Source organism: Mycobacterium sp. (genome assembly GCF_046330795.1).
In the GTDB taxonomy this organism is placed as follows: domain Bacteria; phylum Actinomycetota; class Actinomycetes; order Mycobacteriales; family Mycobacteriaceae; genus Mycobacterium.
This window is the reverse complement of record NZ_JAXLSA010000001.1, coordinates 528,879-552,293: the sequence shown is the minus strand read 5'-3', so window position 1 is coordinate 552,293 and position 23,415 is coordinate 528,879. Positions and strand designations below refer to the sequence as shown.

Genomic DNA, 23,415 nt, shown 5'->3' with positions numbered 1-23,415 from the left:
TCACTCCGGTCGTGGCAGGATGAACACTCCCTCGGCGACTACCGTCGCACCTGCGATATCGCCGATCTGGCCCACCGCGAACACCTTTCGCCCGTCCACCCGGTCGACGCGAGCCTCCGCGCGTAGCGGCCGGTTCAGCGCAGTACCTCGTTCGTAGCGGAGTGTCAACGTCCCGGTGGCCGCCGGGCGTCCCGGCTGATGCGCCGTCGCGCCCAACACGTGATCGAGAATCAGCGCACACACCCCACCGTGCACGTGGCCGATAGGGCCCTCATAGGGCGCTCCCAGAATGAACTCCGTCCACACCGACCCGTCAGACTCGCGTGTCACCTCCAACGGAGGGGCAATCGGGTTGCGGACACCGATCACGACATTGCCCGATGCGATTGGCTGACCGTCGTTGATGCACCGCTGCCCGAACGAGCCGGGCATCACGGCCGCGCGTAATTGGGCGGTGGCGGCATCCACCTTTGCGGTCACCGTCGCGACGGTGCCGGCATCGGCCTCGGTACGAATGGTGGCATCAACGAGACGCCGCACTGATTCGGCCAGGGCCTGATACGCAGAGTCGGTCATTTCCGACCACCCTGGCCGACAGACAGCGCAGCGGCAACACGATGTCCCGGCCAGCGGCCACTGGAGCCACGCCTGTGACCTGTGTTGTTAGTCTGTCGACGTGGACGAACCCGGCGACAAGGCGGCCAAGGGCGGACTTGCCGCCACCAGCTGGGCCGTACTGGGAATGATGTCCTACGAGGAAGAGGTCTCCGGCTACGACCTCAAGAAATGGATCGACTGGAGCGTCGATCTCTATTACTGGAGCCCGTCCTACAGTCAGATCTACACGGAGCTGAAGAAGCTCGAAACCCTCGGCCTCGTGACCTCACGTGTCGAGCCGTCCGAGGGCACTCGCAGCCGCCGGCTCTACAAGATCACCGAGGCTGGGATGACGGCCGTCACCGAATGGGTCAACGACGCTCCCGTCGATCCCACCGTGCTGAAGCACAGCGTCCTGCTGAGGATGACATTCGGCCATTTGAGCAATCCGACCAAGATGAAGGAGATCTTGCAGCAGCACATCGCCTTCGTCGATGCACGCTACCGCAAGGCGATCGAGGATTCCGAGGGTGCGGAGGTTGAGCCGGCCTGGGCCTATTCCGTCATCGCATTGCGCTGGGCTGCAAAGTACTACGCTGCCGAGCGAGAGTTTGCGCTCCAGATGATCAAGGACATCGACGCGGCCGACGCCGTCATTGCCAACGCGGCGAAGGGCGGTGCGGGAAAGCCGCGGCCGGTTCCTGGCTACTGGCGCGAGGTCGAGCGCCAGATCGAATCCAAACGCAAGGATTAACCCCGCGCGGCGTCCCGTGCGGCTATGTATCCATAGACCAGGCCCTGCGAGATCGTCGCGCCCGCACCTGGATACGTCGCACCGAAGGCATTCGCCGCGGTATTGCCGATCGCGTACAGCCCGTCGATGACACTGCCGTCCTCACGCAGCACCCGGGCCCGCTCATCGGCGCGCAGTCCGCCGCAGGTGCCGAGGTCTGACAACACCATCTTGACGGCGTAGAACGGCCCCTTGACCAGCGGCCGCAGATTGGGGTTCGGCGTTATCGTCGGATCGCCGTAGTACCGGTCATAGGCGCTGCGACCACGGCCGAAGTCGGGATCTTCACCGGCGGAGGCACTTTCGTTGAATCGGGTGATGGTCCGGGCGAACTCTTCGACCGGAACCTCCATCGCAGTGGCCAATTCGCTCAACCCGTCGGCGCGCACCGCAATGCCGGCGTCGTACCAATGCTTGGGGATCGGCATGCGCGGAAAGAGTTCGGCGGCAAAGACATAGCTGTTGCGGTAGGCCTGGTCGAACACGATCCACATGGATTCGACCGGGGTACCAGCCCGCTCGAGGGTGAGAAGCCGCTGGCCGAAGGACATGTAGTCGGAGGATTCATTGGCGAAGCGCGACCCGTTCTGGTCGACGATGAGGCTGCCCGGCAGGGAACGTTCGGCCAACATCACTGCGGGTGCCTTGCCAGGCAGCGGCGCTACGGCTGGGAACCACCAGGCCTGGTCCATCAGGTCGATATCGGCTCCGCGATCCTGACCGATCCGGATACCGTCGCCGGTGTTGGTTTCCGCGCCGAGACTGAAATCCGGGCCGAGTCCTTCGGACTGGAACTTCCAGCGCATGTCCATGCTGTGGTCGAAGCCACCCGTGGCCAGTACTACGCCGCGCCGGGCGGTGACCGTGACTTCGCGCCCACCGTGGTCGAGCACCGCTCCAGTTACCCGGTCACCATCGCCCGCGAGGCGGAGCAGAGTGGTGTGTGTCCAGACCGGTATGCCGGCCGCAAGGACGCCGGCGAACATGCCGGCCGCCAATCCTTGTCCGCCAGCCGCGTAGCGCCGGCCCAGGAGGAGGCCGCCGACACCCTGGAGTAGGCGCCTTCCGATGGTCGGCAATCCCTTGCGCGGCATCCGTGTCATGAGGTTCATCCATCTGTAGTCGGCGCCCGTCGTGGGCATCGGGATGGTGACCTCCATGACGCCGGGCCGCAGCCGGTTGCGGTACGCGCCAAGGATCGCGGTGTTCAGGGGCCGGCACTCGCAGGTACGCCCGGCCGCGCTGCCGCCGGGCTCCTCCGGGTGATAGTCGGAGTATTCGCGGGCCCAGAACAGTTTCATCGGCGTGGTACGGCGCAGCAGTTCGACTGTCGCCGAGATATTTTCGAGGAACGCAGTCGACCTTTCGGCGGGCGCGGTGTCGCCGACCACCGAGGCCAGATAGGTGCCGGCGCGTTCGCGTGTGTCAGCGGCATTGTCGTCGCGGAGCACGGGGCTGGCGGGCAACCACAGGGCGCCGCCGGAGCGGGCCGTCGAACCGCCCACATACTCCGACTTTTCGACGATCAGCACCGACAGCCCCGATTCACGGGCCGTCAGCGCCGCAGCCATCCCGGTTCCGGAACCCACAACCAGCAGGTCCACGGTGGTGTCGGTCACGGGCAGTCCGGCGGGGATCGTCATGCTGGGCGTGATCACGGTGACGACGGTAAGTTGCCCTCGCGGCCGGTGCGAAGTGGCCTCCTGATGAGTGGAACGCGCTGCCTACGACACTGCGGATCGGCGGTTCAATCGGCGCATGACCACGCCGCAAGATGCTGAGCAGGTTCGGCTCATCGAGGCCCAGGCCGCGCCCACCCGCTTCGCCCGGGGCTGGCACTGCCTGGGACTGATCAGAGACTTCGGCGACGGCACGCCGCACTCCGTCAACGCGTTCGGCCAGAAGCTAGTCGTGTTCCGGAGCGGGGACGGCCGGATCAACGTGCTCGACGCCTACTGCCGGCACATGGGCGGGGACCTGTCCCAGGGCACGGTCAAGGGCGACGAGGTGGCCTGTCCATTCCACGACTGGCGCTGGGGCGGCGACGGCCGCTGCAAGCAGGTGCCCTACGCCCGGCGCGCCCCGCGGTTGGCCCGCACCGCCACCTGGCCCACCCTCGAGCAGGACGGCATGCTCTTCATCTGGAACGACCCAGAGTGCAAGGCGCCACCCCAGGATGTGACGATCCCGCGGATCGACGGCGCGTCCAGTGATGAGTGGACCGATTGGCACTGGTACACCACGGTGGTCAAGACCAACTGCCGCGAGATCATCGACAACGTCGTTGACATGGCGCACTTCTTCTATATCCACGGCACCATGCCCACCCACTTCAAGAACATCTTCGAAGGTCACACCGCGACGCAGTACATGACCAGCGGGTCGCGCCCGGACCTCGGCGATGCCGAGGGCGGAGTGAAGCTGCTCGGTACCTCGTCGCTGGCGTCCTACCACGGCCCGTCGTTCATGATCGATGATCTGACCTATCACTACGACCACGGCGATTCGCAGACGGTTCTCATCAACTGCCACTATCCCATCGATACGAATTCCTTTGTGCTGCAATACGGAATCATTGTGAAGAAGTCCGCGGAGCTTCCAGAGGAGGTTGCGGTGCAGACCGCCGTCGCACTGGGTGACTTCGTCAAGCTCGGCTTCGAGCAGGACGTCCAGATCTGGCGCAACAAGGCGCGCATCGACAACCCGCTACTTGTCGAGGAGGACGGCCCGGTCTACCAATTGCGCCGGTGGTACGAGCAGTTCTACGTCGACGTCGCCGACGTGACACCCGACATGGTCGACCGCTTCGAGTTCGAGATCGACACCACACGGCCGCGCGAAGCGTGGACGAAGGAGGTCCAGGACAACATCAACGCGGGCGTCGTCCCGGCGGTGGCAAGATCGTCGGGTCCCTCGGAATGACCGTCCGGCCCGACAACCGGCTGGCCGACAGTCCGATGGTGCATGTGGCCTGCCGACGCTGCTCGGCCAATGTCCTGGCCCGCAAGAGCACCTGGGAGCAGACCAGCGTCCAATGGGACGCCATGAGTGTCGCCCGCTGCGAACAACGCCACGACGCCCGCGCGCTGTGCGCGCTCGATGGCCGGGGAATCTTCCTAGGTTGCTCGGAACTGACCGAGTCGATCCTGTGCGCAGTGTCCGCGGGTGAGCTGGCCTTGGTCGACGAACAGTAGGCTCACGCCCATGAGTGATGGGGTACTGGTCGCAGTGGTGACGGGCGCCAGTCGTGGCGCTGGACGAGGGATCGCCGCGGCATTGGCAGCCCGGGGCTGGACGGTCTATGTCACCGGACGAAGCATCGCAGAGACCCCGCCGGGCGGCGTAGCCGTGCCGATGGACCACGCCGACGATGCCGCGGTGGCGGGGTTGTTCGACCAGATCCGGCGCGAGGCCGGTCGGCTGGACCTGCTGGTGAACAACGCCGCCGTGGTCTCCGATCAACTGGTGAACCCGAAACCGTTCTGGGAGAAGCCCCTTGATCTGGCCGATGTGCTGGACGTCGGACTGCGGTCGTCGTACGTGGCGTCCTGGTATGCCGCACCGTTGTTGCTGGAAGCCGAGCGCGGGTTGATCGCGTTCACGTCTTCGCCCGGGTCGGTGGCCTATATGCATGGGCCAGCCTATGGGGCCCAGAAGGCCGGGGTGGACAAGATGGCCGCCGATATGGCGGTCGACTTCGCCGGCACCCGGGTGTCGACCGTGTCGATCTGGATGGGGATCCTGCTGACCGAACGGACGCGGGCGGTGTTCGGGGATAACGCTGCGGCGCTGGCCGATTTTGCGTTGCATGCCGAAACCCCGGATTTCACAGGCCATTTGATCGATGCGCTCTACCGTGATCCGGCGTTGAGCGAGCGCAGCGGTCGCACGTTCATCGGCGCGGAGTTGGCGGCGGAATACGGCCTGACGGACGAGGACGGCCGGGTGCCGCCCTCGCACCGGCACCTGGGTGAGCCCCGGGAGCCCAGCTCCGTCGTGGTGCGCTGATCCGAGGAGCGGTCAGGCGTGGGCGCCGCCGTCGACGCGGATCTCGGTGCCGGTGATGAACGCCCCGTCGTCGGACGCCACCATCGCAATCACTGCGGCCACCGCGCTCGGGTCGCCCAGGATCTCGCTGGTCTGGCCGTGCAGCAGGGGAGTCTGCTTCATCCACAGGCCCAGGTCGTAACCGTCGGGCATCTTGTCGAGCGTGGTGTTGGCCAGTGCGGTCGACACCCCGCCGGGTTGGATGTTGACCGCCCGCAACCCCTGCTTCGAGTACTCCAGCGCAAGGGAATGCGTGAAGGACAGGACCCCGCCCTTGCTGGCCGCATAGGCCGCCATGTACGGATGCGCGAATGTGGCTGCGGTGGAGGTGAAATTCACAATGACGCCACGTCCCGACGCCAGCAGTGCGGGCAGCGCCTGCCGGGTCATCAGGAAGGTGCCGGTCAGGTTGACTGCGATGGTCCGATTCCAGTCCTCCAGCGTGGTCTCGTGCGTGTGCGAGCAGGTCTGCAGCGCAGCCACATTCACCAGGACCTCGAGCCCGCCGAGCCCGGCGATAGCGCCGTCCACGGCGGTCACCACATCCGACTCGCAGGCGATGTCCAGCACCATCGTGGTGAGCCGGGCGTTGTTGTCGGACGCCAACTTCACCGTGTTCTCCAGGCCCTGCGCATTGATGTCGACGGCCACCACGGTGGCGCCCTCGTCCAGTAGACGCAGTACGGTGGCCTGCCCGATACCCGATCCGGCGCCGGTGACGATCACCCTTCGATCAGCGAAACGATCCATGGCACAGTGCCTTTCAGGACATCTGGAAGGCACTGATGGGCGCCTCGTCGGGGTAGACGGCAGGACCGCCCAGATCGTAGGCCGCGTTGAGGCCGCCGATGAACGCCGGATCGTGCAGCGGTTTGCTGGGAATGTCGAGTTTGATGCCCTTGCCGGCCAGGTCGTCGACCATCATGTCGATCGCCTTGTCGATCGTGAGATCGTCGGAGCCCTCCATGTTCTTCTTCAGCTCGTCGGCATCGGTGAACACCTCTGCCGACCAGTGCACCAGGAACCGCAGGTCGTCCGTGTGGTGGTGGGCAATGACGTCGTCACCGTTGCGGAGTAGCCATCCGTCCCGATCGGCGGGGTCGCCGGCGAATACCGTCTCGAACGCCAGTCCGGCCGGAACCTGCTGATCCAACGGGCCGTTGGCCTCGCCGCGGTGCATCATCATTTCGTTCTGCACCACGACCCCGCGGTTGTTGATCGGCGGCAGCACCCGCTTGGGGGACTTCAGCGGACCCTCGGGCCAGTAGGTGAACCCGCTACCGGTGTCCAGCGAGAACCACGTGATGACCTGCGCCATCTTGATCAGATAATCGGAGAACAGGCCGGATTTGCCCATCACGCTGGTCAACCAGGTGGGTGCGTTCTCGTGCCGCACACCGCGGAAGCTCGGGGAATCCAGATGGCCCGGATCCCGATTGGCGCACGGGCCGTTGATGTTGAAGAGCATCATCTCTGGCTTGGCGTACTGCGCGCCCCAGTAGCTCTTGGCCTGTTCGAGGAACTGCGCGTTGTAGAAGCAGTCGTGCAGTTCGGGGTAGAGCACAGCCCCGTAGTTGGCCAGGTAGCCGCGGAAGGTGGGGGTCAGGAACAGGTCCAGCGAGGGCTCGAAGCCCTCCGGGAACATCCCGCTCATGGTCGCCATCAGCTCGTCGGCCGACGCGAAGTGCTGGGCGATGATCAGATTCCACGGCCCGTTGTCGTGCACGACGTCGAGCAGGCGGCGGCGCTGATCCGCGGTGTAGACGTTGTCGATCTCGCGCGGGGGGGACGCGGGCCGCAGTACGTCGGAAAGCTGCATCCGGCGTTCCTCGGTGAGCATCTGATTCTCCTTCTGCAAACGTATTTCGTTGATTGTGTGCCGCCGTGTGCCACCGAACCGCGGCGCTGTCCGGTGATCGGGACGTCAGAAATCAAGGGGATGCGCGAACTTGGCCCGCAACAGCGAACCGGTCTCCGCGATTGCCAGTCGACCGCGCGCCGTGGCCTCCGAACGCATCAGGAACCCGTGATAGATCCCGGGGTAGCGCGTCACGGTGGTCTGCACGTGCGCGTCCCGCAATCGGGCGGCATATCGCTCACCCCAGTCCCGGATCGGATCGCACTCAGCGGTCAGCACGATGGCCGGCGGCAATCCGGTCAGATCGGTGGCATACGCAGGCACCCGATAGGGATCATGGGTCGCGGGGGCGCCGCCATCGGCCAGGTCGTGCAGGTACTCGATATCGTCCAGGGTCAGCATCGGCGCGTTCGCCAGCGCTCCGATCGACGGTGTCCCCATATCGCGGTCGACTCCGGGGTACATCAGCACCTGCGCGAAAATCGGTGGCCCGCCGTGGTCGCGGGCGGCCAGGGTGACCGCGGCGGCCAAGCCACCGCCCGCGCTGTCGCCGGCCACTGCGAGCCGGGTTGCGTCCATCCCGAGTCCGGTGCTGCGCTCGGCCACCCAGCAGGTCGCCGCCCAGGCGTCGTCGAACTGAGCCGGGGCTGGATGCTCCGGCGCCAACCGGTATTCCACTGCGACGACAGTGGCACCGCTGTAACTGGCCAGAGCTCGCGCCAGTGGTTCATACGAATGGTTCGAGCCCATGGCCAGTCCACCGCCGTGGAAGTAGACCACGACGGGCACTTCCGGTTCGAGCGTCGGCCGGTAGATGCGCAGCGGGACGGACCCGGCCGTAACGTCGTCGATACGTGCCATTTCGGGCATATCTGTGGGTAGCGGAGCAGTTTCGAGGCTTTTGCGGACCGCGGGGAGGCCACGTTCACGCAGCGTGGCAGGCGGGCCGAAGGACGCCACCCGGGCCGCGGCGTCGGGGTCGAGTTTCGCAATCACGCGCCGACCCCCGGGCCGAGCGGACACGTAGGAACACGATCGCGCGGCGTGTTTTGTACCCGCACGCACACTCGCCCGAGCGGCCTCACTGGTGCGCCGGGTCGAAGCGCTGCGTAGTACGGAGCAGCGGGGGTCTTTGGCCGGCAAGGACATTGGCCCGTTCGGTCATGGCCGAGCCGACATACTCCGGCTGGGTGAGCAGATAGAAGCGGCCCTCGGCAGCCTGTTCGAATACCACTTCGGCTGCAGCGATCGGGTCCATCGCCTCGGCCTTGATATCGAGCATGGCCGCCCGAGTGGACTCCGCAGCACCGTTATCGGCTTCGTCGACCCCACCGGCCGATTCGAAGATGTTGGACACGACTGCACCGGGAAGCACCGCCTGCACGTGAATATGGTGGTCATGGCCGGCCTGCTGCACCTCCAGGTGCAGGCATTCGGTCAGTGCTAGCACGGCGTGCTTGCTGACGATGTAGGGGGCCTGGAGTGGTACCACCGCCACGCCGCCGATCGACGACAGGTTCCAGACCCAGGCCGGGGCGTCCGTGGCCATCATCATCGGTAAGAAGGCGCGCACTCCGTAGAAGACGCCGCTGATGTTGATGTCCAGTACGCGTTGCCAATTCGTCACCGGGGTGTCCCACAGATAACCGAACTGCTCGATACCGGCGTTGTTGACCAGTAGCCGCACCGGGCCGATATCCCGATACACCCGGCCGGCCAACTCGGTGAGCGCCGCGGGATCCCGGACATCGCACTCGACCGCGACCGCTCGGTCGCCGAGTTCGTCCCGCAACGCTTCGACCGCACTCAGGTCGACATCTGCCAGGACCACCGTCATTCCGAGTGCGTGGGAGTACCGGGCCAGCCCGGCACCGATGCCCGCGCCTGCGCCGGTGATGACAGCGATGCCACCTCCGAAGATCTCGGATGCACTCATCAAGGCGTTGCGTCGGCGTGCAGGTCGGCCAGGTTCACCGAGTTGGTGGTATCAAGGATCACCTCGACGTCGGTGAATTCGAGGCCATTCGCGCCGCGCCGGATGGCGGCGTTGACGACGCCACTGGATACCAGGAACGGCACGTAGTTCGCGATCTGGTTGACCACGATGTAGGACCGGGTCAGCACCGCATCTCCGGAGACGCCGGTGCGGTGGATGTTCGTCGCATGGTGGCGAAGCGGGTAAGGGCTCTCCTTGCGGTGTGCGGTCAGCCATTCCATCACCGCGTCACGGCCGTTGAGCTCCGGCGACATCAGGTTCTCGAATGGGCTGGCACCCGAGTCGCTGCGAGTCCGATAGTGCACGTCCTCGGCGTGGGCCGCGGCCATCTCGTCGTAGTTCGCCTCGTCGTAGTGGAACCAGAAGGCGCCGAGGAAGTCCTGCAGTTCGGCCAGTGTGATCTCGTTGCTCATGGATATGGAGTCAACCGCGGTCGTCGTGGTGGTAACAGCGGTGCTGACCGGTCAGTGGGACTACGGCGTCCGCGCTCCGGGGGCCGGGGCGATGAGGCCCCACAGGTCGGGTGCCGTACCGGCCAGATCGGCGACCCGCTGGTCCCAGTACCGGACCGAACCGTACTCCGACCGCCAGGCCAGCGTGGCCCGGGTGTACTCGTGCAGCCGGTGCTCGATGGTGGTGCCGATGGCGCCGTGCACCTGATGCGCATTGCGAACGGCTACCGAGGCGGCATGGCCGGCGCATGAACGGGCCACCGCCACAGCGAATTCGACATCCCGGCCGGCCCAGTCGTCGGCGATGGCCCGCGACAGTGCTGCCTCGGTGGCCGCGCGGGCCAGGGCGGACTCGGCGGCGATGTCGGAGATCAGGTTCTGGATGGCCTGGAACTTCGCCAACGGCCGGCCGAACTGCACCCGCGAGCTGACATGCTCGATCGACAACTCCAGGCTCCGATCCAGCGCGGCGCAGACCTGGATCGCACGGATCAGCGCTGCCCGGTGCCGCACCTTTGCCACCAGACCCGGGTCAACGGGGACGCCGGACAACCCGGTAGCGACGACGGTGTCCCGAGGTTCGCCGATCATGTTGGCGCCCTTGGTGATCGACAGCTCCGACGGTTCGACGTCCGCCAGCCGGTAGCCGTCGGCCCCGTCGATCGCACAGGGCCACACCACGACGATCCGCTCGGCGTCCGCGCACCACGGGACGCCATCCGCACGCCCGTCCGCGTCGAGCAGGGCCAGCGTGCGGCGTGCCGGGGTGTACACCGTGGCCGTCGCATCGAGCAGCCAACAAGCCAGCAGATCGTGCTCGGCCAATGGGACCCGGACACCGTGTCTCACTGCGGCCGACAGCAGTTCGGCTGCCTCCGGCCAACCCGCGCCACTGCCGCCCACCGACTCGGGTCCGGTGAGACGAACCAGCCCCAGATTGTCCAGCCGTGACCACATTTGGGCGGTGTTCACACGAAGATCAGCGAATACCGAATCCATCATTGCGGCCAGATCGGGGTCAACACTCATCGCAACCCCAGTCCGCGCGCAATGACGCCACGCAGGATCTCGTTGGTTCCGCCGCGGAGGGTGAAGCCGGGCCGCTGATCGACGGCACGGGTCACCAGCTCGGCAAGCGCGGGATCGCCGCGTAGGTCGGCGTAATCGGCGATGTCGCCCTCGGTGCTCGTGCCGAGTACTTTGACCACGGCGGCGGGAACGTCGGCAGGCTCGTGGCGTTCCAGCGCGCCGGCCACCGCACTGGACATGTGGTGCAGACCCGCGATCCGCGCGACGAGCCTGCCGAGCTCACGTTCGGGATCGGTGGCACATGATGCCAGTAGGGGAAAGGTGGACAGGACCCGCTCGGGCCCGCTGCGCTCGAAGGCAAGCTCCGAGGTCACCTGCGTCCAGCCGGCGCCGATCTCGCCGAACACCATGTCATCGGGTACGAAGGCCTGGTCCAGGATGACCTCGTTGAAGTGGTGGGCGCCGTTCATCGAGATGATCGGCCGGATCTCGACACCGGAGCCGCGCAGATCGACGATGAACTGGCTCAACCCGGCGTGCCGGTGCGCGGGGTCGACGGGTTCGGTCCGGGCCAGCCCGATGAAGGCGTGCGCCAGGTGCGCTCCCGAGGTCCACACCTTGGTGCCGGTCAGTGCCCAGCCGTCGTCCACCCGGGTGGCACGGGTGCGGACGCTGGCCAGGTCCGAGCCCGAGTCGGGTTCGCTCATGCCGATTCCGAAAAAGCATTCGCCGCGGGCGATCTTGGGTAGGAATTCCTGCTTCTGGTGCTCGGTCCCGTACTTGAGCAGCGAAGGTACGATCTGTCGGTCGGCAATCCAGTGCGCGGCGACCGGTGCCCCGGCCGCCAAGAGTTCCTCCGTGACCACGAACCGTTCCTGGAATGAACGGCCATGGCCGCCATAGCCTTTCGGTATCGTCATGCCGATCCAGCCGCGCGCGGCCAGTGCCGCGGTGAACTCCTCGTCCCAGCCGGACAACCAGGTGTCCACCAACGGCGCGAAGGGTTGGGTGTGCAGGAACGCACGGACCTCGGCGCGCAGGGCGCGCAATTCGTCGGGTTCGACGGCAGCGGGTGGCACCAACCGGTTCATCAGTTGCTCCGCCATTTCGCGATCCGACCCTGGTGCTCGGGGTCATGGTGGGCCAGCGGCTGCATCGCGGCTGCCATTGCGAGGGTGGATTCCAACGCCCCGGTGCGGGATTCCTGCAGCAGGCGTTTGGCCATCCGCACGGCATGCGGCGGGTTCTTGGTGATTCGGTCAGCCAGTTCCATTGCCGCCGAGATCAATTCATCGTGGGGGACCGTCCGTCCTACCAGGCCCCAGTCCAGCGCGGTGGCGGCGTCGATCCGGTCGCCGGTGAGCGTCATCTCGGCGGCGCGCTCGTAGCCTATGGCGCGCTGCAGGAACCACGTGCCGCCGTCGCCGGGAACCAAGCCGATCTGGACGAAACTCTCGGCGAACGACGCCCGTTCGGAGGCGACCCGCAGATCGCACATCATCGCGAGGTCGCAGCCCGCGCCCACCGCCGGTCCGTTGACGGCGGCGATGATCGGTACCTCCAGCCGCGCGAGTGCGCGAGGGATGCGCTGGATGCCGTCGACGTAGGCATGTCGCTGTTCGATGGCCGGCAGGCCGAACATGCCCTGCCGATCGGCCATCTCCTTGACATTGCCGCCGGCGGAGAAGATCTTTCCCTCACCGGTCAGGATGATCGCCCGGACCGCCGTGTCGGCGTTGGCCGCGTCCACCGCGGTCTCGAACTCGGAGATGAACGACGTGTCGGTGATCGCGTTGCCGGCCTCGGGCAGGTTGATGGTCCAGGTTTGGGTGTCGCCGGCGGCCTCGATCCTCAGCGCGGTCATGCGGGCAACTGTAGCGATTTGGTCTGCAGGTATTCCTCGAACCCGAAGCGGCCCAGTTCACGGCCGATCCCGGACTTTTTGTACCCACCGAACGGTGCGGCAGGGTTGTAGGAACCGCCGTTGATGTCGAGCTGCCCCGTCTGAACCTGGCGGGCGAAGGAGATGGCGGTGGCATCATCGGCCGCCCAGACCGCACCGGCCAGGCCGTACGGGGTGCCGTTGGCGATCCGCAGGGCGTCATCGTCATCGTCGAACGGGATGACCGCCAGCACGGGGCCGAACACCTCCTCCTGGCCCAGCTCGGAATCCGGGTCGACGTCGGCGAAAACTGTTGGTGCGACGAAATATCCGGTGTCACGGATCGTATCGGCGCCACCCGTGAGCAACCGGGCCCCGTCCCGCTGGGCGCGTTCGATGAAGCCCCGCACGATCTCGTACTGACCCTTGGAGGCCGATGGTCCGATCCGGGTGCCCGGATCCCACGGGTCGCCCACGGTGTATTTGGCGACGGCCGACTCCACGAGGTTGAGCGCGTCCGTGTACCGAGCGCGGGGCACCAGCATCCGCGTCCACGCCATGCAGGTCTGCCCGCCGTTGAGGAAGGCATTCCCGACCCCGACCTTGACGGCAGTAGCCAGGTCTGCACCGTCGAGGATCACGTTGGCCGACTTACCGCCGAGTTCGAGCGCCACCTTCTTGATCGTCCTCCCGGCGATCTCACCCACTCGGGCGCCGACACCCGTAGAGCCGGTGAAGGACACGACGTCGACGTCGCTATGTTCGGCCAGCCGTTCGCCGATCACGGCGCCAGGCCCGGACACCAGGTTGACCACGCCGGGCGGCAGGCCCGCGTCGTCGAGGGCCTCGACGAACTCGAACACCGAGAGTGGGGCCTCGTTGCTGGGCTTGAGCACGACCGTGCAGCCGGCCGCGATGGCCGGCAGCACCTTGGCCACCACCTGGTAGAGCGGATAGTTCCACGGGGTGATGGCGGCCACTACACCGTAGGGCTCACGGATCACCAGCGAGTTCCCGATGCGCTCTTCGGGGTCGAAGGTGTCCAGCGCGTCGGCGAATCCGCGGGCAACGGCTAGCGGCACCTGGGTCTGCACGGTCTGTGCGATCCGGATCGGGGCGCCCATCTCGGCGGTGATGGTCCCGGCGATGGCCGGTAGGCGCTTCTCCATCGCGGTGATCACCCCGGTCAGCCGCTCGCGCCGTTCGGCCAGCGTGATCATCGGGTCGAAAGCCGTGCGCGCCGCGGCCACCGCGGCGTCGACATCGTCGGCGTTCCCGGCGGGCACGCTCCCGATGGGCTGTTCGGTGGCTGGGTCGATCACCTCGATCATGCCGGTGCCCTGGGGGGCTACCCAGGCGCCATCGAGGTAGAGCTCGGTACGGGCGTAGTTGTGCATATTGTGCTCTCGGTCAGGGCACGATGGCCGCACGCACATCGCGGCGACTATCGGCGGCGGCGAAGGCGTCATTGATCTCGTCCAGGGAGTACTGCGCGGCGGCCAGTCGATCGAACGGCAATCGGTCTTGGTTCCGCTCGAGGAATGTCAGTGCCCGGTGCAGCACCGCGGGCTCGTACAGCGAGACACCGACGATGGTCTTGTTCGAGAACACGAACCGGGACGGGTCGAACTCGAAGGTCTTGCCCATGTTGATGTTCCCGATCTCGACGTAGCGACCGAACTGTGCCAGCATCTTCAGCCCCTCGTCGATGGCGGCCGGATGTCCGACCACCTCGACGACCACATCGGCGCCCTGCCCGTCGGTCAAGGACCGGACCCTTTTGACGCGGTCCTTCTCGGCGGTCAACTCGGTGATGTCGATGACGGCGTCGGCGCCGAATGCGGCTGCCAGTTCCAGTCTTTCAGGCATCCCCTCGACGGCGATCACGGTCGATGCCCCGCGAGCCTTGGCCACGGCAACAGCGTAGAGGCCCAGCGCGCCGGCGCCCTGCACCACGACCGTCTCGCCGAGTTGAAGATCGACGCGCTCGAGGCCGTACATCACTTGGGAAAGCGCGCAATTGGCCCCGGCGGCGATCTCGTCGGACACGGTGTCCGGCACGGTGTAGACCACCGCCCCGGCGGGCAGCAGGAAGTAGTCGCCGTATCCACCGACGAAATAGGGCGGTTCGTCAGCCCGGCCCAGCATGGCCATCTTCAGGTTGGTGCAGGCGTTGCGCCGTCCGGCCAGGCAGTTCCGGCAGGTATGGCAGCAGAAGAAGTACGGGAACACCACCCGCGTGCCCTCTTGCAGCGGTCCGCCGTTGGAATCGGTCGTCACCCCCTCGCCCAGTGCCGCCACCGCACCGACCATCTCATGGCCAAGCACCGTGGGCAGCTGTCCGCCCAGGCCCCGGGTCGCGAACGTGCCATGCCAGGCGTGCACATCGGAGCCGCAGATGTTGGCCCGCGTGATGCGCACCAGGATCTCGCCGGGACCTACTCCGGGCAGGCTGACCGACTCGATGGTGAACGGCTCACCGGGCCCGTCGAAGCGCGCGATACGTCCCTCAAACAAGGGTGAATTCCTCTCTCAGTTGGCGTTTGAGCAACTTCCCGCTGGGGTTCTTGGGCAGCGCGTCCACGAAGAAGATGCGTTTGGGCGTCTTGAACCCGGCCAGGTGTTCCCGGCAGTGCGCCAGGATGTCCTCCTCGGTGGGTGCTGACCCCTCGCGTGACACCACCGCGGCCACCACGGCCTCGACCCAGACGGGATGCGGCAGTCCGAACACGGCGACCTCTTCGACCCCGGTGTGCCGGTAGAGGACTTCTTCGACCTCGCGGCTGGCGACATTCTCACCGCCCGTCTTGATCATGTCCTTCTTGCGGTCCACGACGTGGAGCAGACCGTGCTCGTCGTAATAACCCAGGTCACCGGAATGGAACCAGCCGCCCGCGAATGCCTGAGCGGTCTTCTCCGGGGCGTCCAGATACCCGAGCATCAGGTGCGGACTGCGGTGCACGATCTCACCGACCACATTGGGCCCGAGGGGCTGGCCCTCGCCGTCCACGATCGCGGTCTCCACATTGATCACCGGCCGCCCGGCGGCACCGGGGTGGGCGTCCTGTTCGTCGGGCCCGAGCGCCGACGCCAAAGGTGCCATCTCGGTCTGTCCGTAGAAGTTCCACAGCCGCAGATTCGGCAGGCGCTGCCGCATTTCGGCCAGGATCTCCACGGGCATCGCCGACGCGCCGTAATAGCCCTTACGCAGACTCGACAGATTCACCTGGTCGAAGACCGGCGACCGCAGCAGCGAGATCCACACCGTGGGAGGTGCGAAGTAGTTCGTCACGCCGTACCGCTCGATGGTGCGCAACACCAGTTCCGGGTCGGGGCGCGACACGATGATACTGGTGGCACCCAGGTAGATATCGGTGGCCAGGAAGTTGTCCAGTTGCGCGCAGTGGTACAGCGGCAAGGAGTGCACCTCGACGTCGTCGGCAGACATGGATCCGGCCACGATGGTGCTGACGTAGTTGCCGATCAGGCTGCGGCTCGAGTGTATGGCGCCCTTGGGGTGCGACTCGGTGCCGCTGGTGTACATGATCCGGATGACCTGGTCGTCGTCGACGTGCGGCTGCGGTGCGGGCGCATCCGTGGCCAGCCAGTCCGCGAAATCTGCCCAGCCGTCGGGAGCGGCACCGATTGCCGCCGTGGTGGCAACCTGCCCACCGAGCGCCATGGCGGCCTCGGCAGTCGGGATCAGCGCGTCCTCCACGACAAACCCGGTGACCTGGCTGTGTTCCAGGATGTAGGCGATCTCCTCGGCGGTCAGCATGAAATTCACCGGCACCAGTGCGACACCGGCCCGGGCGGTGGCGAACGCGAGGACCGCGTACTGCCAGCAGTTGTGGGCCAGCAGCGCAATTCGGTGGCTGGGGTGAAACCCATTGTCCTGCAACGCTGCTGCCGCCCGATCGACCAGGTTCTCGAACTGGGCGAACGTCAGCGTGACGTCGCCGTCGACGATGGCGGTCTTGTCCGGGAATTTCCGTGCCGAGCGGCGCGGGATGTCGCCGAGGGCGTGACTGCGTGCCGAGGCGATCACCGGATCCACGTGCATGCGCCGACCATATGGCGGTGTGGACGGCCAAGCCCGGTCGTGTCCCGCTCAGTAGGCAGGCCACTGCCACCGCCGGCGTCCCCGCCGGATACTTCCTGCCATGAGCACTGGCATCACCGTGGACTGCGACCTGCGAACCCATCTGCTGCAGGCCGACGCCGGCGTCCTGGTGGCGGTGCTGGCGCAGCTCACCGGCGACGCGGGTGTGGTGGACCGGTTCGCCGGCCGCATCTCGCATGTGCCCGATCCGCCCGAGCAACTCGGCGTGGCCGACGACGACACGATGGCCGAACTGGCCGACGCGATCGTGGTGGCGATGAGCGGTCCACGTCCGGCCGATATCGATCCCGAACTGTTCGAGCGGGTCGCACCGGTGGCCCTTGGCGGCCCCGTCGGAGACGAGTATTTCGGGTTGTTGTTGGAGCAGGGCGGTTTTCAGCCGACACAGCCGGTGCTGCCGCGCACCAGCAAGTTGCCGCCGGACTTCCGTGTCGCGATCATCGGGGCCGGGATGGCCGGGATGACGGCTGCGTTGGCGTGTGCGGACGCCGGAATCGACTACGAGATCTACGACCGCAACGACGAGGTGGGTGGCACCTGGTACACCACCGTCTATCCTGGCCTGGGCGTGGACACCCCGTCGGCGTACTACTCGCTGTCTCGCGATATCAACGGCGACTGGTCGAGCTACTACCCGATGGGCGACGAGTACCAGCGCTACCTCGAATCGATCGCCGAGGCGAATGGGCTGCGGGCTCACATCCGATTCTCGACGGAGGTCACTGCGCTGCGCTGGGACGAGGAGCGCGCGCAGTGGGAGATCCGCGCGACCGGCCCGGACGGCGACTCGATAAACCAAGCCAACGTGGTGGTGCCAGCGGTCGGCTACCTCAACCGGCCCCGCTGGCCCGATCTCGAAGGCCGGGAGTCCTTCGGGGGCATCAGCATTCACTCGGCGCTGTGGGATCGCGAGCTGGATCTGACCGGCAAGCGGGTCGCGATCATCGGGGCGGGCTGCACCGCGGTCCAGATCGTGGACGCCACGGTCGACCAGGTGGCGCACCTCACGGTGTTCCAGCGCCAGCCGCACTGGGTCGCGCCGCGCAGGCGGTTGAGCGATGAAGTACCCGAACACCAGCGATGGCTGGGCACGCACCTGCCGTTCTACGCGAACTGGACGCGACTGAAGTCGTTCTGGGGGACCGCCGACAACAACTACCCGGTGATCATCCGGGATCCGGAGTGGGCCGCCGAGCATCTATCCATCTCGCCGGCGAACGATCGACTGTTGCAGATCTGCCAGGGATACATCGACCGGACGTTCGGCGCCGGAAGTGAATTGGCCCGCAAAGTGACTCCGGACTTCGCCCCGTACGGCAAGCGCATCATTCGGGATCCCGGCGGCTACTATGCGGCATTGACGCGGTCGCACGTGGATGTGGAAGCGGCCGAACCTTTGCGGGTGAACGAGACCGGGATCGTCACGGCCGACGGCCGGCAGATCGACCTCGATGTGATCATCTACGCCACCGGCTACTACCTGGATTTCCTGTCCACCATGGACATCTCCGGTCGCGACGGCGTGCGGTTGGCCGAGGTCTGGGGCGATAGCCCGGCCGCCTACCGTGGCGGCACGGTGCCCGGGTTCCCCAATCTGTTCATCTCCTCGGCGCCGAACTACAGCCCCGGGCACGGTGCCGGGCACAATTTCGGCGTCGAGGTGTTCAGTCACTACGTCATGGAATGCCTTCAGCTGCTGGCGAATCGGGGCGGTCGGGCCATCGAGGTCACCCCGGTGGCGCACGAGGGGTACGTCGCCGATATCGACGCCACCATGGCGGGCACGGTGTGGTGTCACACTCCGACCGCGCACACCTACTACCGCTCGGGCGGTGGCAGGATCGTGACGGCGTTCCCGTACCGCCTGGTGGACGTGTGGCACGGGCATCGTGCGCCGGTCGAATCTGACTTCATCGTCCGATGACCGGATTGCTCTGCGGCAAAACGGCTCTGGTGACCGGTAGCAGCCGGGGGATAGGCCGCGCGATCGCGCAGCGGCTGGCTGGCGAGGGCGCCACCGTGGCGGTGACGGCGCGGTCGTACGAACCGTCGGTGTCAGTGCGGAGCGGTGTGGGGTCGGCGATCCCCGGGACCATCGACGAGACCATCGCGTTGATCGAATCCGCAGGAGGAGAAGCGTTCGGTCTGGCGGCGGACCTGGAGGACCCCCGGCAGCGGGACGGTCTGATCGACGCGGTACTCGAGCGGACGGGCCGGGTCGACATCGTGGTGAACAATGCCGGGTTCGCCGACTACGCGGTGATCGAGGAGATGGATCTCGAAACCTTCGACCGCACCGTCGAGCATTACCTACGCACCCCTTTCGCGCTGACCAGAGCCGCTGTGCCTCATATGCGTGAGCAGGGCGCGGGCTGGATCGTCAACATCGGTTCGGTCACCGGGGTAGCGCCATTACGGCCGTATCGGGAATACAACAAGACCTCCGGCGACGTGATCTACGCGTCGTGCAAGGCCGCGCTACACCGATTCACCCAAGGGGTGGCAGCTGAACTGCTGGACTCCAATATCGCCGTGAACTGCGTGGGTCCGTCGACCGCCGTGCGGACACCGGGGGCCGCGTCCCTGATTCCCGACAGCTTCCCGACCGAACCGGTCGAGTACCTGGCGGAGACGGTGCTGGCGATGTGTCACCTGCCCGCGGCCGAACGCACCGGATTGGTGGCGTTCAGCCTGCATTATCCGTGGTCCTCGGGACTCTCGGTGCATACGCTGGACGGTCGTTCGGTGTTGCCGCCGCTGGAGCCGCCGACTTCGTCGAACCCGAACATCATGCCGCTCGGGATGTAGCATTCTGCTACGCTGGTAGCACCTTGTTACAGGAGGCTTGATGCCCGACAACGCCGACCGCGTCACCCGCTTTGCCGCCGATCTTCTCGACAGCGCAGCCGCCGAAGGGGCTCGCCAGAGCCGGTCGGCCAAACAGCAGCTCGATCACTGGGCCCGGGTTGGTCGTGCGGTGTCGAGCCAACACAGCGCTGCGCGCCGGCGTGTCGAGGCCGCGCTGGCCGGTGAGCTGGACCTCGGTGCGCTCGGCGCCGAAGAGGGTGTGGTGTTCAACGCCGAGATCGACGCGGCGATCCAGCAGTCCTTGAGCACCGCCGACTACGGTGCCACGCTGGCCCGTCGCGGCATCACCACGGTCGCGTTGAACGATGCGGGCCAGATCGTCGAACATCGACCTGATGGCAGCACAAAGGTTTTGACGAAGGCCGCGGCATCCAAACGGCGTCGGGTGAGGTCGGCGTCCTGACAGTCTGGTGAAGCGACTCGATCTGGTCGTCGGATCCAACGGCGCGGGCAAGACGACATTCGTCGAGCTGACCCTGGCACCGCTGCTGCCCGGCAGCGGGTTCGTCAACGCCGACGAGATCGCCCGGCAGCGTTGGCCCGACACCCCGGCAGAACACTCCTACGAGGCGGCCCGGGTGGCCGGCCAGACTCGGTCCCGATTGATCGAACTGGGGCAATCGTTCATCGCCGAGACGGTGTTCTCCCATCCGTCGAAGTTGGAACTGATCGACGATGCGCACGAAGCCCGTTACACGGTGGCGCTGCACGTGCTGTTGATCCCCGAGGCCCTGGCCGTCGAACGGGTCCGCCTCCGGGTGGCCGCTGGGGGTCACCATGTTCCGGCCGACAAGATCCGGCAGCGCTACCGACGGTTGTGGCCCCTGGTGGCCACAGCGATCACGCGCTGTGACTCGGCCACGGTGTACGACAACAGCGGGTTGAATGGTCCGCGAATCGTCGCGCAGTTTGCCGGGGGGTACCTCATCGGCGCACCCGCGTGGCCGACCTGGACACCGAGTCCACTGGCATAGTCCCAGTTCACCGGCTTGTTGCGCCGCCTTGTCACCAAGTTGCCTCATGTTGATCCGCCCCGGCGTGTCGGGAGGTTCTCTTATCTGAGTGCCTCCTCGGTCTGAGGGTGCCGCTGGCGATGGTAGTAGAGCGCTTCAGCGCGGTCCGGCGTCAGGTCCTGGCAGTAGCCGTTGGGCCGCTGACGGTTGTAGAAGGCCACCCATTCGGCCGTGGCCAGGGAGAGCTCGGTGGCGCCGGGGTAGGGCGGTTGGTGGTCGATGAGTTCGGTCTTGTAGCTGCTGTTCACCGATTCGGCCAGAGCGTTATCAAAACTATCGCCGACCGATCCGATCGACGGCACGATCCCTTCGCCGGCCAACCGTTCGGTGAACGCAACGGCGGTATATTGGGCGCCCGCATCGCTGTGGTGGATAAGTGATTCCAAAGAGGTTGTGCCAGAACGCTTTCTGGTGTCGATGGCGTGATTGATCGCATCGGTCACCAGTTTCTGGGTCATCTCGGTGGCCACCTTCCAGCCCACGATCTTGCGGGCGTAGACGTCGGTCACGAACGCGGTGTAGGCCCAGCCGGCACGGGTGCGGCAGTAGGTGAAATCGGCCACCCACACACGATCAGGCGCCTCGGCGGCGAACCGCCGAGACACGCGGTCCGGCGCCCGGTGCGCGGCAGGATCGGCGACGGTGGTCCGTACCCGGCGGCGCTTGCACGCCCCGCGCCATCCCATTTCCCGCATGACCCGCTCCACTACGCAGCGAGAAACATCGATACCGTTGGTACGCAACACGATCCACGTCTTACGGGCGCCCAGCACCTGGTACAGGCTCTGCGACTGGCGCAGCCGCCAGATTGCATCAATCACCTGCGCGTCAGCCCAATCCGTCTTTGACGGGCCGTATCGGGCGCGGTGGGCGTAATACGTCGACGGGGCGATCGTGACGCCGTACTCGGACAGTACGGCGCACATCGACTCGACACCCCACTTGAGACCATCAACGCCCACCCGCGTGTGCTGGTGGGCGTTGATGAACTCCACGACTACTGACTGGGCCGGTCGAGCTCGGCGGCGAAGAAAACCGAGGCTGCTTTCAGGATCGCGTTGGCCCGCTTGAGTTCGGCGTTCTCCCGGCGCAGCTTGCGCAGCACCTCGGATTCCTCGCTGGTCTGCCCGGCCCGATCCCCGGCGTCGATCTCGGCCTGGCGGACCCATTTGCGGACCGTTTCCGCCGTTCCGACGCCCAGAAGGTCAGCGACCCGGCCCATCGCCTCCCACTCCGAAGTCGTGTCGCCGCGCAGGTCGGCCACCATCTGCACCGCCCGCGTCTTCAGCTCTTCCGGATACCGCCTCGATGACTTCGATCCCACGTGCCCATCCTTCCCAACGGAAGAACTCTCCCGACACGCCGGGGCGGATCAGTGCTCCGGATGGGGATGAGCGGGAGTTCTGGGCGTGTGATCTGTGGGATGCCACGGCGGCGGAGGTGGGTGCGGCGTTGAACATCTCGGCGCGTCGGGCGTCGTCGCAGATGTTCTTGGCGCGGTCGTTGCGGGAGCGGTTGCCCAGGGTCAATGCGTTGTTTTTGGCTGGGGGGATCGGGGCGCGGTTGGTGGCGACGATTTCGTGGCGGACGCATCTGGTGATCGATGCGCAGGCGATGGCGGCCATTGATGCGGGGATCGCCGGGGCGGCCGAGCGATGGGGGGTGCTCTCGGATGCGAAGGTCGATGCGGCGATCGATGCGCTGGTGGGCAAGCATGATCCGCAGGCCAGGGAGTGGTTCGAGGCGGCCAAGCAGGGGTTGGATGTGCAGTTCGGTAAGCCGGATGATGCGACGGGCACGTGTTCGATGTGGGGCCGGTTGTTGAAGGTGGATGCGGAGGTGGGCGAGCGGCGGTTGGCCTTGATCGCGCGGTCGGTGTGTGCCGGGGATCCGCGGACGGTGGGGCAGCGTCGTGCGGCGGCGATGGGTGCGGTGTTGGCGGGGGCGGATCGGATCGCGTGTGAGTGTGGGTCGCCGGTGTGCCCGAATCCGACCAGTACCGGGTTGGCGGGCACGGTGGTGATCACGGTGGTGGCCGAGGCGGCCACGGTCGAGGCGGCCCGCGCGGCCGCGTCTGCGGGATCCTCTTCGGCGGGGACGTCGTCGCCGGCCGCACCGGCCGCACCGGACGGGCCTGACGCGCCGACCGATGCACCCACTGAGGCGCCGTCGCGGTCTGCGCGGGTGGCCCCGGCGCAGTTGACGGTCGGGGGGATCGTGCCGCCGGCGTTGTTGGCGCAGTTGATCCGTAACGGGGCCACGGTGGTGCCGTTGACGACGCCGTGCGCGGCGGCCGAGGATCGGTATCGGCCGTCGGTGGCGACTCAACGGTTCGTGCGGTGCCGGGATATGACGTGCCGGTTCCCGGGCTGCAGCGCCCCGGCCGAAATGTGCGATATCGATCATGCGATCCCGTATCCGGTGGGGCCGACGCATCCGTCGAACCTGCGCTGTTTATGCCGCAAACATCACTTGCTCAAGACGTTCCACGATGGTGAGGGTGGCTGGTCGGATCGGCAATACCCCGACGGGCGGATCGAGTGGACCGCGCCCACGGGGCGGACATACACGACCTATCCGGGGGCGCGGGTGGCCTTCCCGGACTGGGGTGTCACCACCGCTGAACTTCCGCCACCACCGGTCAACACCCCGGCGCCGGCCAACCGGGGCCTGCAGATGCCCAAACGCCGTCGCACCCGCGGCGCCGACCGAGCGGCCCGCATCAAGAACCGCCGCGCCCACAACGACACCAGCTGA

The 23,415-nt window shown here is 66.4% G+C and carries 23 protein-coding genes; 9 read left to right on the top strand and 14 right to left on the bottom strand.

Annotated elements, in window-relative coordinates; translation table 11 throughout:
• Positions 1–576, bottom strand: coding sequence for a PaaI family thioesterase (locus U0R18_RS02685; RefSeq protein ID WP_526365678.1), 576 nt, complete (start codon positions 574–576; stop codon positions 1–3).
• A 166-nt stretch (positions 577–742) separates the two neighbouring features.
• Here U0R18_RS02685 and U0R18_RS02680 point away from each other — a divergent pair, with 166 nt between their 5' ends.
• Positions 743–1,351 (top strand): PadR family transcriptional regulator, encoded by a 609-nt coding sequence (locus tag U0R18_RS02680; RefSeq protein WP_526367373.1) that lies wholly within the window; start codon positions 743–745, stop codon positions 1,349–1,351.
• Here the strand turns inward: U0R18_RS02680 and U0R18_RS02675 are convergent.
• Positions 1,348–3,048, bottom strand: a complete 1,701-nt coding sequence (locus tag U0R18_RS02675) for a 3-ketosteroid-delta-1-dehydrogenase (protein ID WP_526365676.1) — start codon at positions 3,046–3,048, stop codon at positions 1,348–1,350. The genes U0R18_RS02680 and U0R18_RS02675 overlap by 4 nt on opposite strands.
• 100 nt (positions 3,049–3,148) lie before the next feature.
• Between U0R18_RS02675 and U0R18_RS02670 the strand changes: the two genes are divergently transcribed.
• The 3 genes from U0R18_RS02670 to U0R18_RS02660 are packed head-to-tail and all read left to right on the top strand — an operon-like array spanning position 3,149 to position 5,398.
• A complete protein-coding gene (locus U0R18_RS02670) occupies positions 3,149–4,312 on the top strand; it encodes a 3-ketosteroid-9-alpha-hydroxylase subunit A (protein WP_526365674.1) in 1,164 nt (387 codons plus the stop codon).
• Entirely contained in the window at positions 4,309–4,584 is a 276-nt protein-coding gene (locus U0R18_RS02665) for a ferredoxin (protein WP_526365672.1), read from the top strand. Before U0R18_RS02670 ends, U0R18_RS02665 begins: the two co-directional genes overlap by 4 nt.
• 10 nt (positions 4,585–4,594) lie before the next feature.
• Positions 4,595–5,398: an SDR family NAD(P)-dependent oxidoreductase gene (locus tag U0R18_RS02660; RefSeq protein WP_526365670.1), complete on the top strand. Its 804-nt coding sequence runs from the start codon at positions 4,595–4,597 to the stop codon at positions 5,396–5,398.
• 12 nt (positions 5,399–5,410) lie between these two features.
• On the opposite strand, the gene U0R18_RS02655 is transcribed toward U0R18_RS02660, so the two are convergent.
• From U0R18_RS02655 to U0R18_RS02605, 11 genes are all read right to left on the bottom strand, one after another.
• Positions 5,411–6,187 carry an SDR family NAD(P)-dependent oxidoreductase gene (locus tag U0R18_RS02655; RefSeq protein ID WP_526365668.1) on the bottom strand — a complete coding sequence of 259 codons (777 nt, stop codon included), beginning with the start codon at positions 6,185–6,187 and terminating at the stop codon, positions 5,411–5,413.
• 13 nt (positions 6,188–6,200) lie between these two features.
• Complete coding sequence (locus tag U0R18_RS02650; RefSeq protein ID WP_526365665.1) at positions 6,201–7,277, bottom strand: hypothetical protein; 1,077 nt, start codon at positions 7,275–7,277, stop codon at positions 6,201–6,203.
• A gap of 84 nt (positions 7,278–7,361) precedes the next feature.
• Positions 7,362–8,291 (bottom strand): alpha/beta hydrolase, encoded by a 930-nt coding sequence (locus tag U0R18_RS02645; protein ID WP_526365663.1) that lies wholly within the window; start codon positions 8,289–8,291, stop codon positions 7,362–7,364.
• Between the two features lie 85 nt (positions 8,292–8,376).
• Entirely contained in the window at positions 8,377–9,231 is an 855-nt protein-coding gene (locus tag U0R18_RS02640; RefSeq protein WP_526365661.1) for an SDR family oxidoreductase, read from the bottom strand.
• On the bottom strand, positions 9,231–9,704 hold the full coding sequence (locus U0R18_RS02635) for a nuclear transport factor 2 family protein (RefSeq protein WP_526365659.1): 474 nt from the start codon (positions 9,702–9,704) through the stop codon (positions 9,231–9,233). The genes U0R18_RS02640 and U0R18_RS02635 overlap by 1 nt, the downstream gene beginning before the upstream one ends.
• 60 nt (positions 9,705–9,764) lie before the next feature.
• Positions 9,765–10,772: an acyl-CoA dehydrogenase family protein gene (locus U0R18_RS02630; RefSeq protein WP_526365657.1), complete on the bottom strand. Its 1,008-nt coding sequence runs from the start codon at positions 10,770–10,772 to the stop codon at positions 9,765–9,767.
• Positions 10,769–11,878 carry an acyl-CoA dehydrogenase family protein gene (locus tag U0R18_RS02625; protein WP_526365655.1) on the bottom strand — a complete coding sequence of 370 codons (1,110 nt, stop codon included), beginning with the start codon at positions 11,876–11,878 and terminating at the stop codon, positions 10,769–10,771. Before U0R18_RS02625 ends, U0R18_RS02630 begins: the two co-directional genes overlap by 4 nt.
• On the bottom strand, positions 11,863–12,636 hold the full coding sequence (locus tag U0R18_RS02620) for an enoyl-CoA hydratase/isomerase family protein (RefSeq protein WP_526365653.1): 774 nt from the start codon (positions 12,634–12,636) through the stop codon (positions 11,863–11,865). Before U0R18_RS02620 ends, U0R18_RS02625 begins: the two co-directional genes overlap by 16 nt.
• Complete coding sequence (locus tag U0R18_RS02615; protein ID WP_526365651.1) at positions 12,633–14,051, bottom strand: aldehyde dehydrogenase family protein; 1,419 nt, start codon at positions 14,049–14,051, stop codon at positions 12,633–12,635. The genes U0R18_RS02620 and U0R18_RS02615 overlap by 4 nt, the downstream gene beginning before the upstream one ends.
• Positions 14,052–14,064: 13 nt before the next feature.
• Entirely contained in the window at positions 14,065–15,171 is a 1,107-nt protein-coding gene (locus U0R18_RS02610; RefSeq protein WP_526365649.1) for a zinc-binding dehydrogenase, read from the bottom strand.
• Positions 15,164–16,717 carry an acyl-CoA synthetase gene (locus tag U0R18_RS02605; RefSeq protein ID WP_526365647.1) on the bottom strand — a complete coding sequence of 518 codons (1,554 nt, stop codon included), beginning with the start codon at positions 16,715–16,717 and terminating at the stop codon, positions 15,164–15,166. Before U0R18_RS02605 ends, U0R18_RS02610 begins: the two co-directional genes overlap by 8 nt.
• Before the next feature lie 100 nt (positions 16,718–16,817).
• Here U0R18_RS02605 and U0R18_RS02600 point away from each other — a divergent pair, with 100 nt between their 5' ends.
• Genes U0R18_RS02600 through U0R18_RS02585 form a run of 4 tightly spaced genes read left to right on the top strand, consistent with a single transcriptional unit; the run spans position 16,818 to position 20,619 of the window.
• On the top strand, positions 16,818–18,701 hold the full coding sequence (locus U0R18_RS02600; RefSeq protein WP_526365645.1) for a flavin-containing monooxygenase: 1,884 nt from the start codon (positions 16,818–16,820) through the stop codon (positions 18,699–18,701).
• A complete protein-coding gene (locus U0R18_RS02595) occupies positions 18,698–19,585 on the top strand; it encodes an SDR family NAD(P)-dependent oxidoreductase (protein WP_526365643.1) in 888 nt (295 codons plus the stop codon). The genes U0R18_RS02600 and U0R18_RS02595 overlap by 4 nt, the downstream gene beginning before the upstream one ends.
• 40 nt (positions 19,586–19,625) lie before the next feature.
• Positions 19,626–20,048: a TA system antitoxin ParD family protein gene (locus U0R18_RS02590; protein WP_526365641.1), complete on the top strand. Its 423-nt coding sequence runs from the start codon at positions 19,626–19,628 to the stop codon at positions 20,046–20,048.
• A 7-nt stretch (positions 20,049–20,055) separates the two neighbouring features.
• A complete protein-coding gene (locus tag U0R18_RS02585) occupies positions 20,056–20,619 on the top strand; it encodes an ATPase (RefSeq protein WP_526365639.1) in 564 nt (187 codons plus the stop codon).
• An 80-nt stretch (positions 20,620–20,699) separates the two neighbouring features.
• Here U0R18_RS02585 and U0R18_RS02580 read toward each other — a convergent pair.
• Positions 20,700–21,925 (bottom strand): IS3 family transposase gene (locus U0R18_RS02580; RefSeq protein ID WP_526367371.1). Its coding sequence is split into 2 segments (ribosomal slippage): positions 20,700–21,694 and positions 21,694–21,925, totalling 1,227 coding nucleotides; the frame shifts between segments, so codons are not numbered across the junction.
• A gap of 41 nt (positions 21,926–21,966) precedes the next feature.
• Here U0R18_RS02580 and U0R18_RS02575 point away from each other — a divergent pair.
• The gene (locus U0R18_RS02575) at positions 21,967–23,415 is read left to right on the top strand and encodes an HNH endonuclease signature motif containing protein (RefSeq protein ID WP_526365637.1); all 1,449 of its coding nucleotides are present in this window, start codon (positions 21,967–21,969) and stop codon (positions 23,413–23,415) included.

Coding starts and splice junctions, on each gene's coding strand:
- U0R18_RS02685 (WP_526365678.1), bottom strand. CDS start 576: ATGACCGACTCTGCGTATCAGGCCCTGGCCGAATCAGTGCGGCGTCTC.
- U0R18_RS02680 (WP_526367373.1), top strand. CDS start 743: ATGATGTCCTACGAGGAAGAGGTCTCCGGCTACGACCTCAAGAAATGG.
- U0R18_RS02670 (WP_526365674.1), top strand. CDS start 3,149: ATGACCACGCCGCAAGATGCTGAGCAGGTTCGGCTCATCGAGGCCCAG.
- U0R18_RS02665 (WP_526365672.1), top strand. CDS start 4,309: ATGACCGTCCGGCCCGACAACCGGCTGGCCGACAGTCCGATGGTGCAT.
- U0R18_RS02660 (WP_526365670.1), top strand. CDS start 4,595: ATGAGTGATGGGGTACTGGTCGCAGTGGTGACGGGCGCCAGTCGTGGC.
- U0R18_RS02655 (WP_526365668.1), bottom strand. CDS start 6,187: ATGGATCGTTTCGCTGATCGAAGGGTGATCGTCACCGGCGCCGGATCG.
- U0R18_RS02650 (WP_526365665.1), bottom strand. CDS start 7,277: ATGCTCACCGAGGAACGCCGGATGCAGCTTTCCGACGTACTGCGGCCC.
- U0R18_RS02640 (WP_526365661.1), bottom strand. CDS start 9,231: ATGAGTGCATCCGAGATCTTCGGAGGTGGCATCGCTGTCATCACCGGC.
- U0R18_RS02635 (WP_526365659.1), bottom strand. CDS start 9,704: ATGAGCAACGAGATCACACTGGCCGAACTGCAGGACTTCCTCGGCGCC.
- U0R18_RS02630 (WP_526365657.1), bottom strand. CDS start 10,772: ATGAGTGTTGACCCCGATCTGGCCGCAATGATGGATTCGGTATTCGCT.
- U0R18_RS02625 (WP_526365655.1), bottom strand. CDS start 11,878: ATGGCGGAGCAACTGATGAACCGGTTGGTGCCACCCGCTGCCGTCGAA.
- U0R18_RS02620 (WP_526365653.1), bottom strand. CDS start 12,636: ATGACCGCGCTGAGGATCGAGGCCGCCGGCGACACCCAAACCTGGACC.
- U0R18_RS02615 (WP_526365651.1), bottom strand. CDS start 14,051: ATGCACAACTACGCCCGTACCGAGCTCTACCTCGATGGCGCCTGGGTA.
- U0R18_RS02605 (WP_526365647.1), bottom strand. CDS start 16,717: ATGCACGTGGATCCGGTGATCGCCTCGGCACGCAGTCACGCCCTCGGC.
- U0R18_RS02600 (WP_526365645.1), top strand. CDS start 16,818: ATGAGCACTGGCATCACCGTGGACTGCGACCTGCGAACCCATCTGCTG.
- U0R18_RS02595 (WP_526365643.1), top strand. CDS start 18,698: ATGACCGGATTGCTCTGCGGCAAAACGGCTCTGGTGACCGGTAGCAGC.
- U0R18_RS02590 (WP_526365641.1), top strand. CDS start 19,626: ATGCCCGACAACGCCGACCGCGTCACCCGCTTTGCCGCCGATCTTCTC.
- U0R18_RS02575 (WP_526365637.1), top strand. CDS start 21,967: ATGACTTCGATCCCACGTGCCCATCCTTCCCAACGGAAGAACTCTCCC.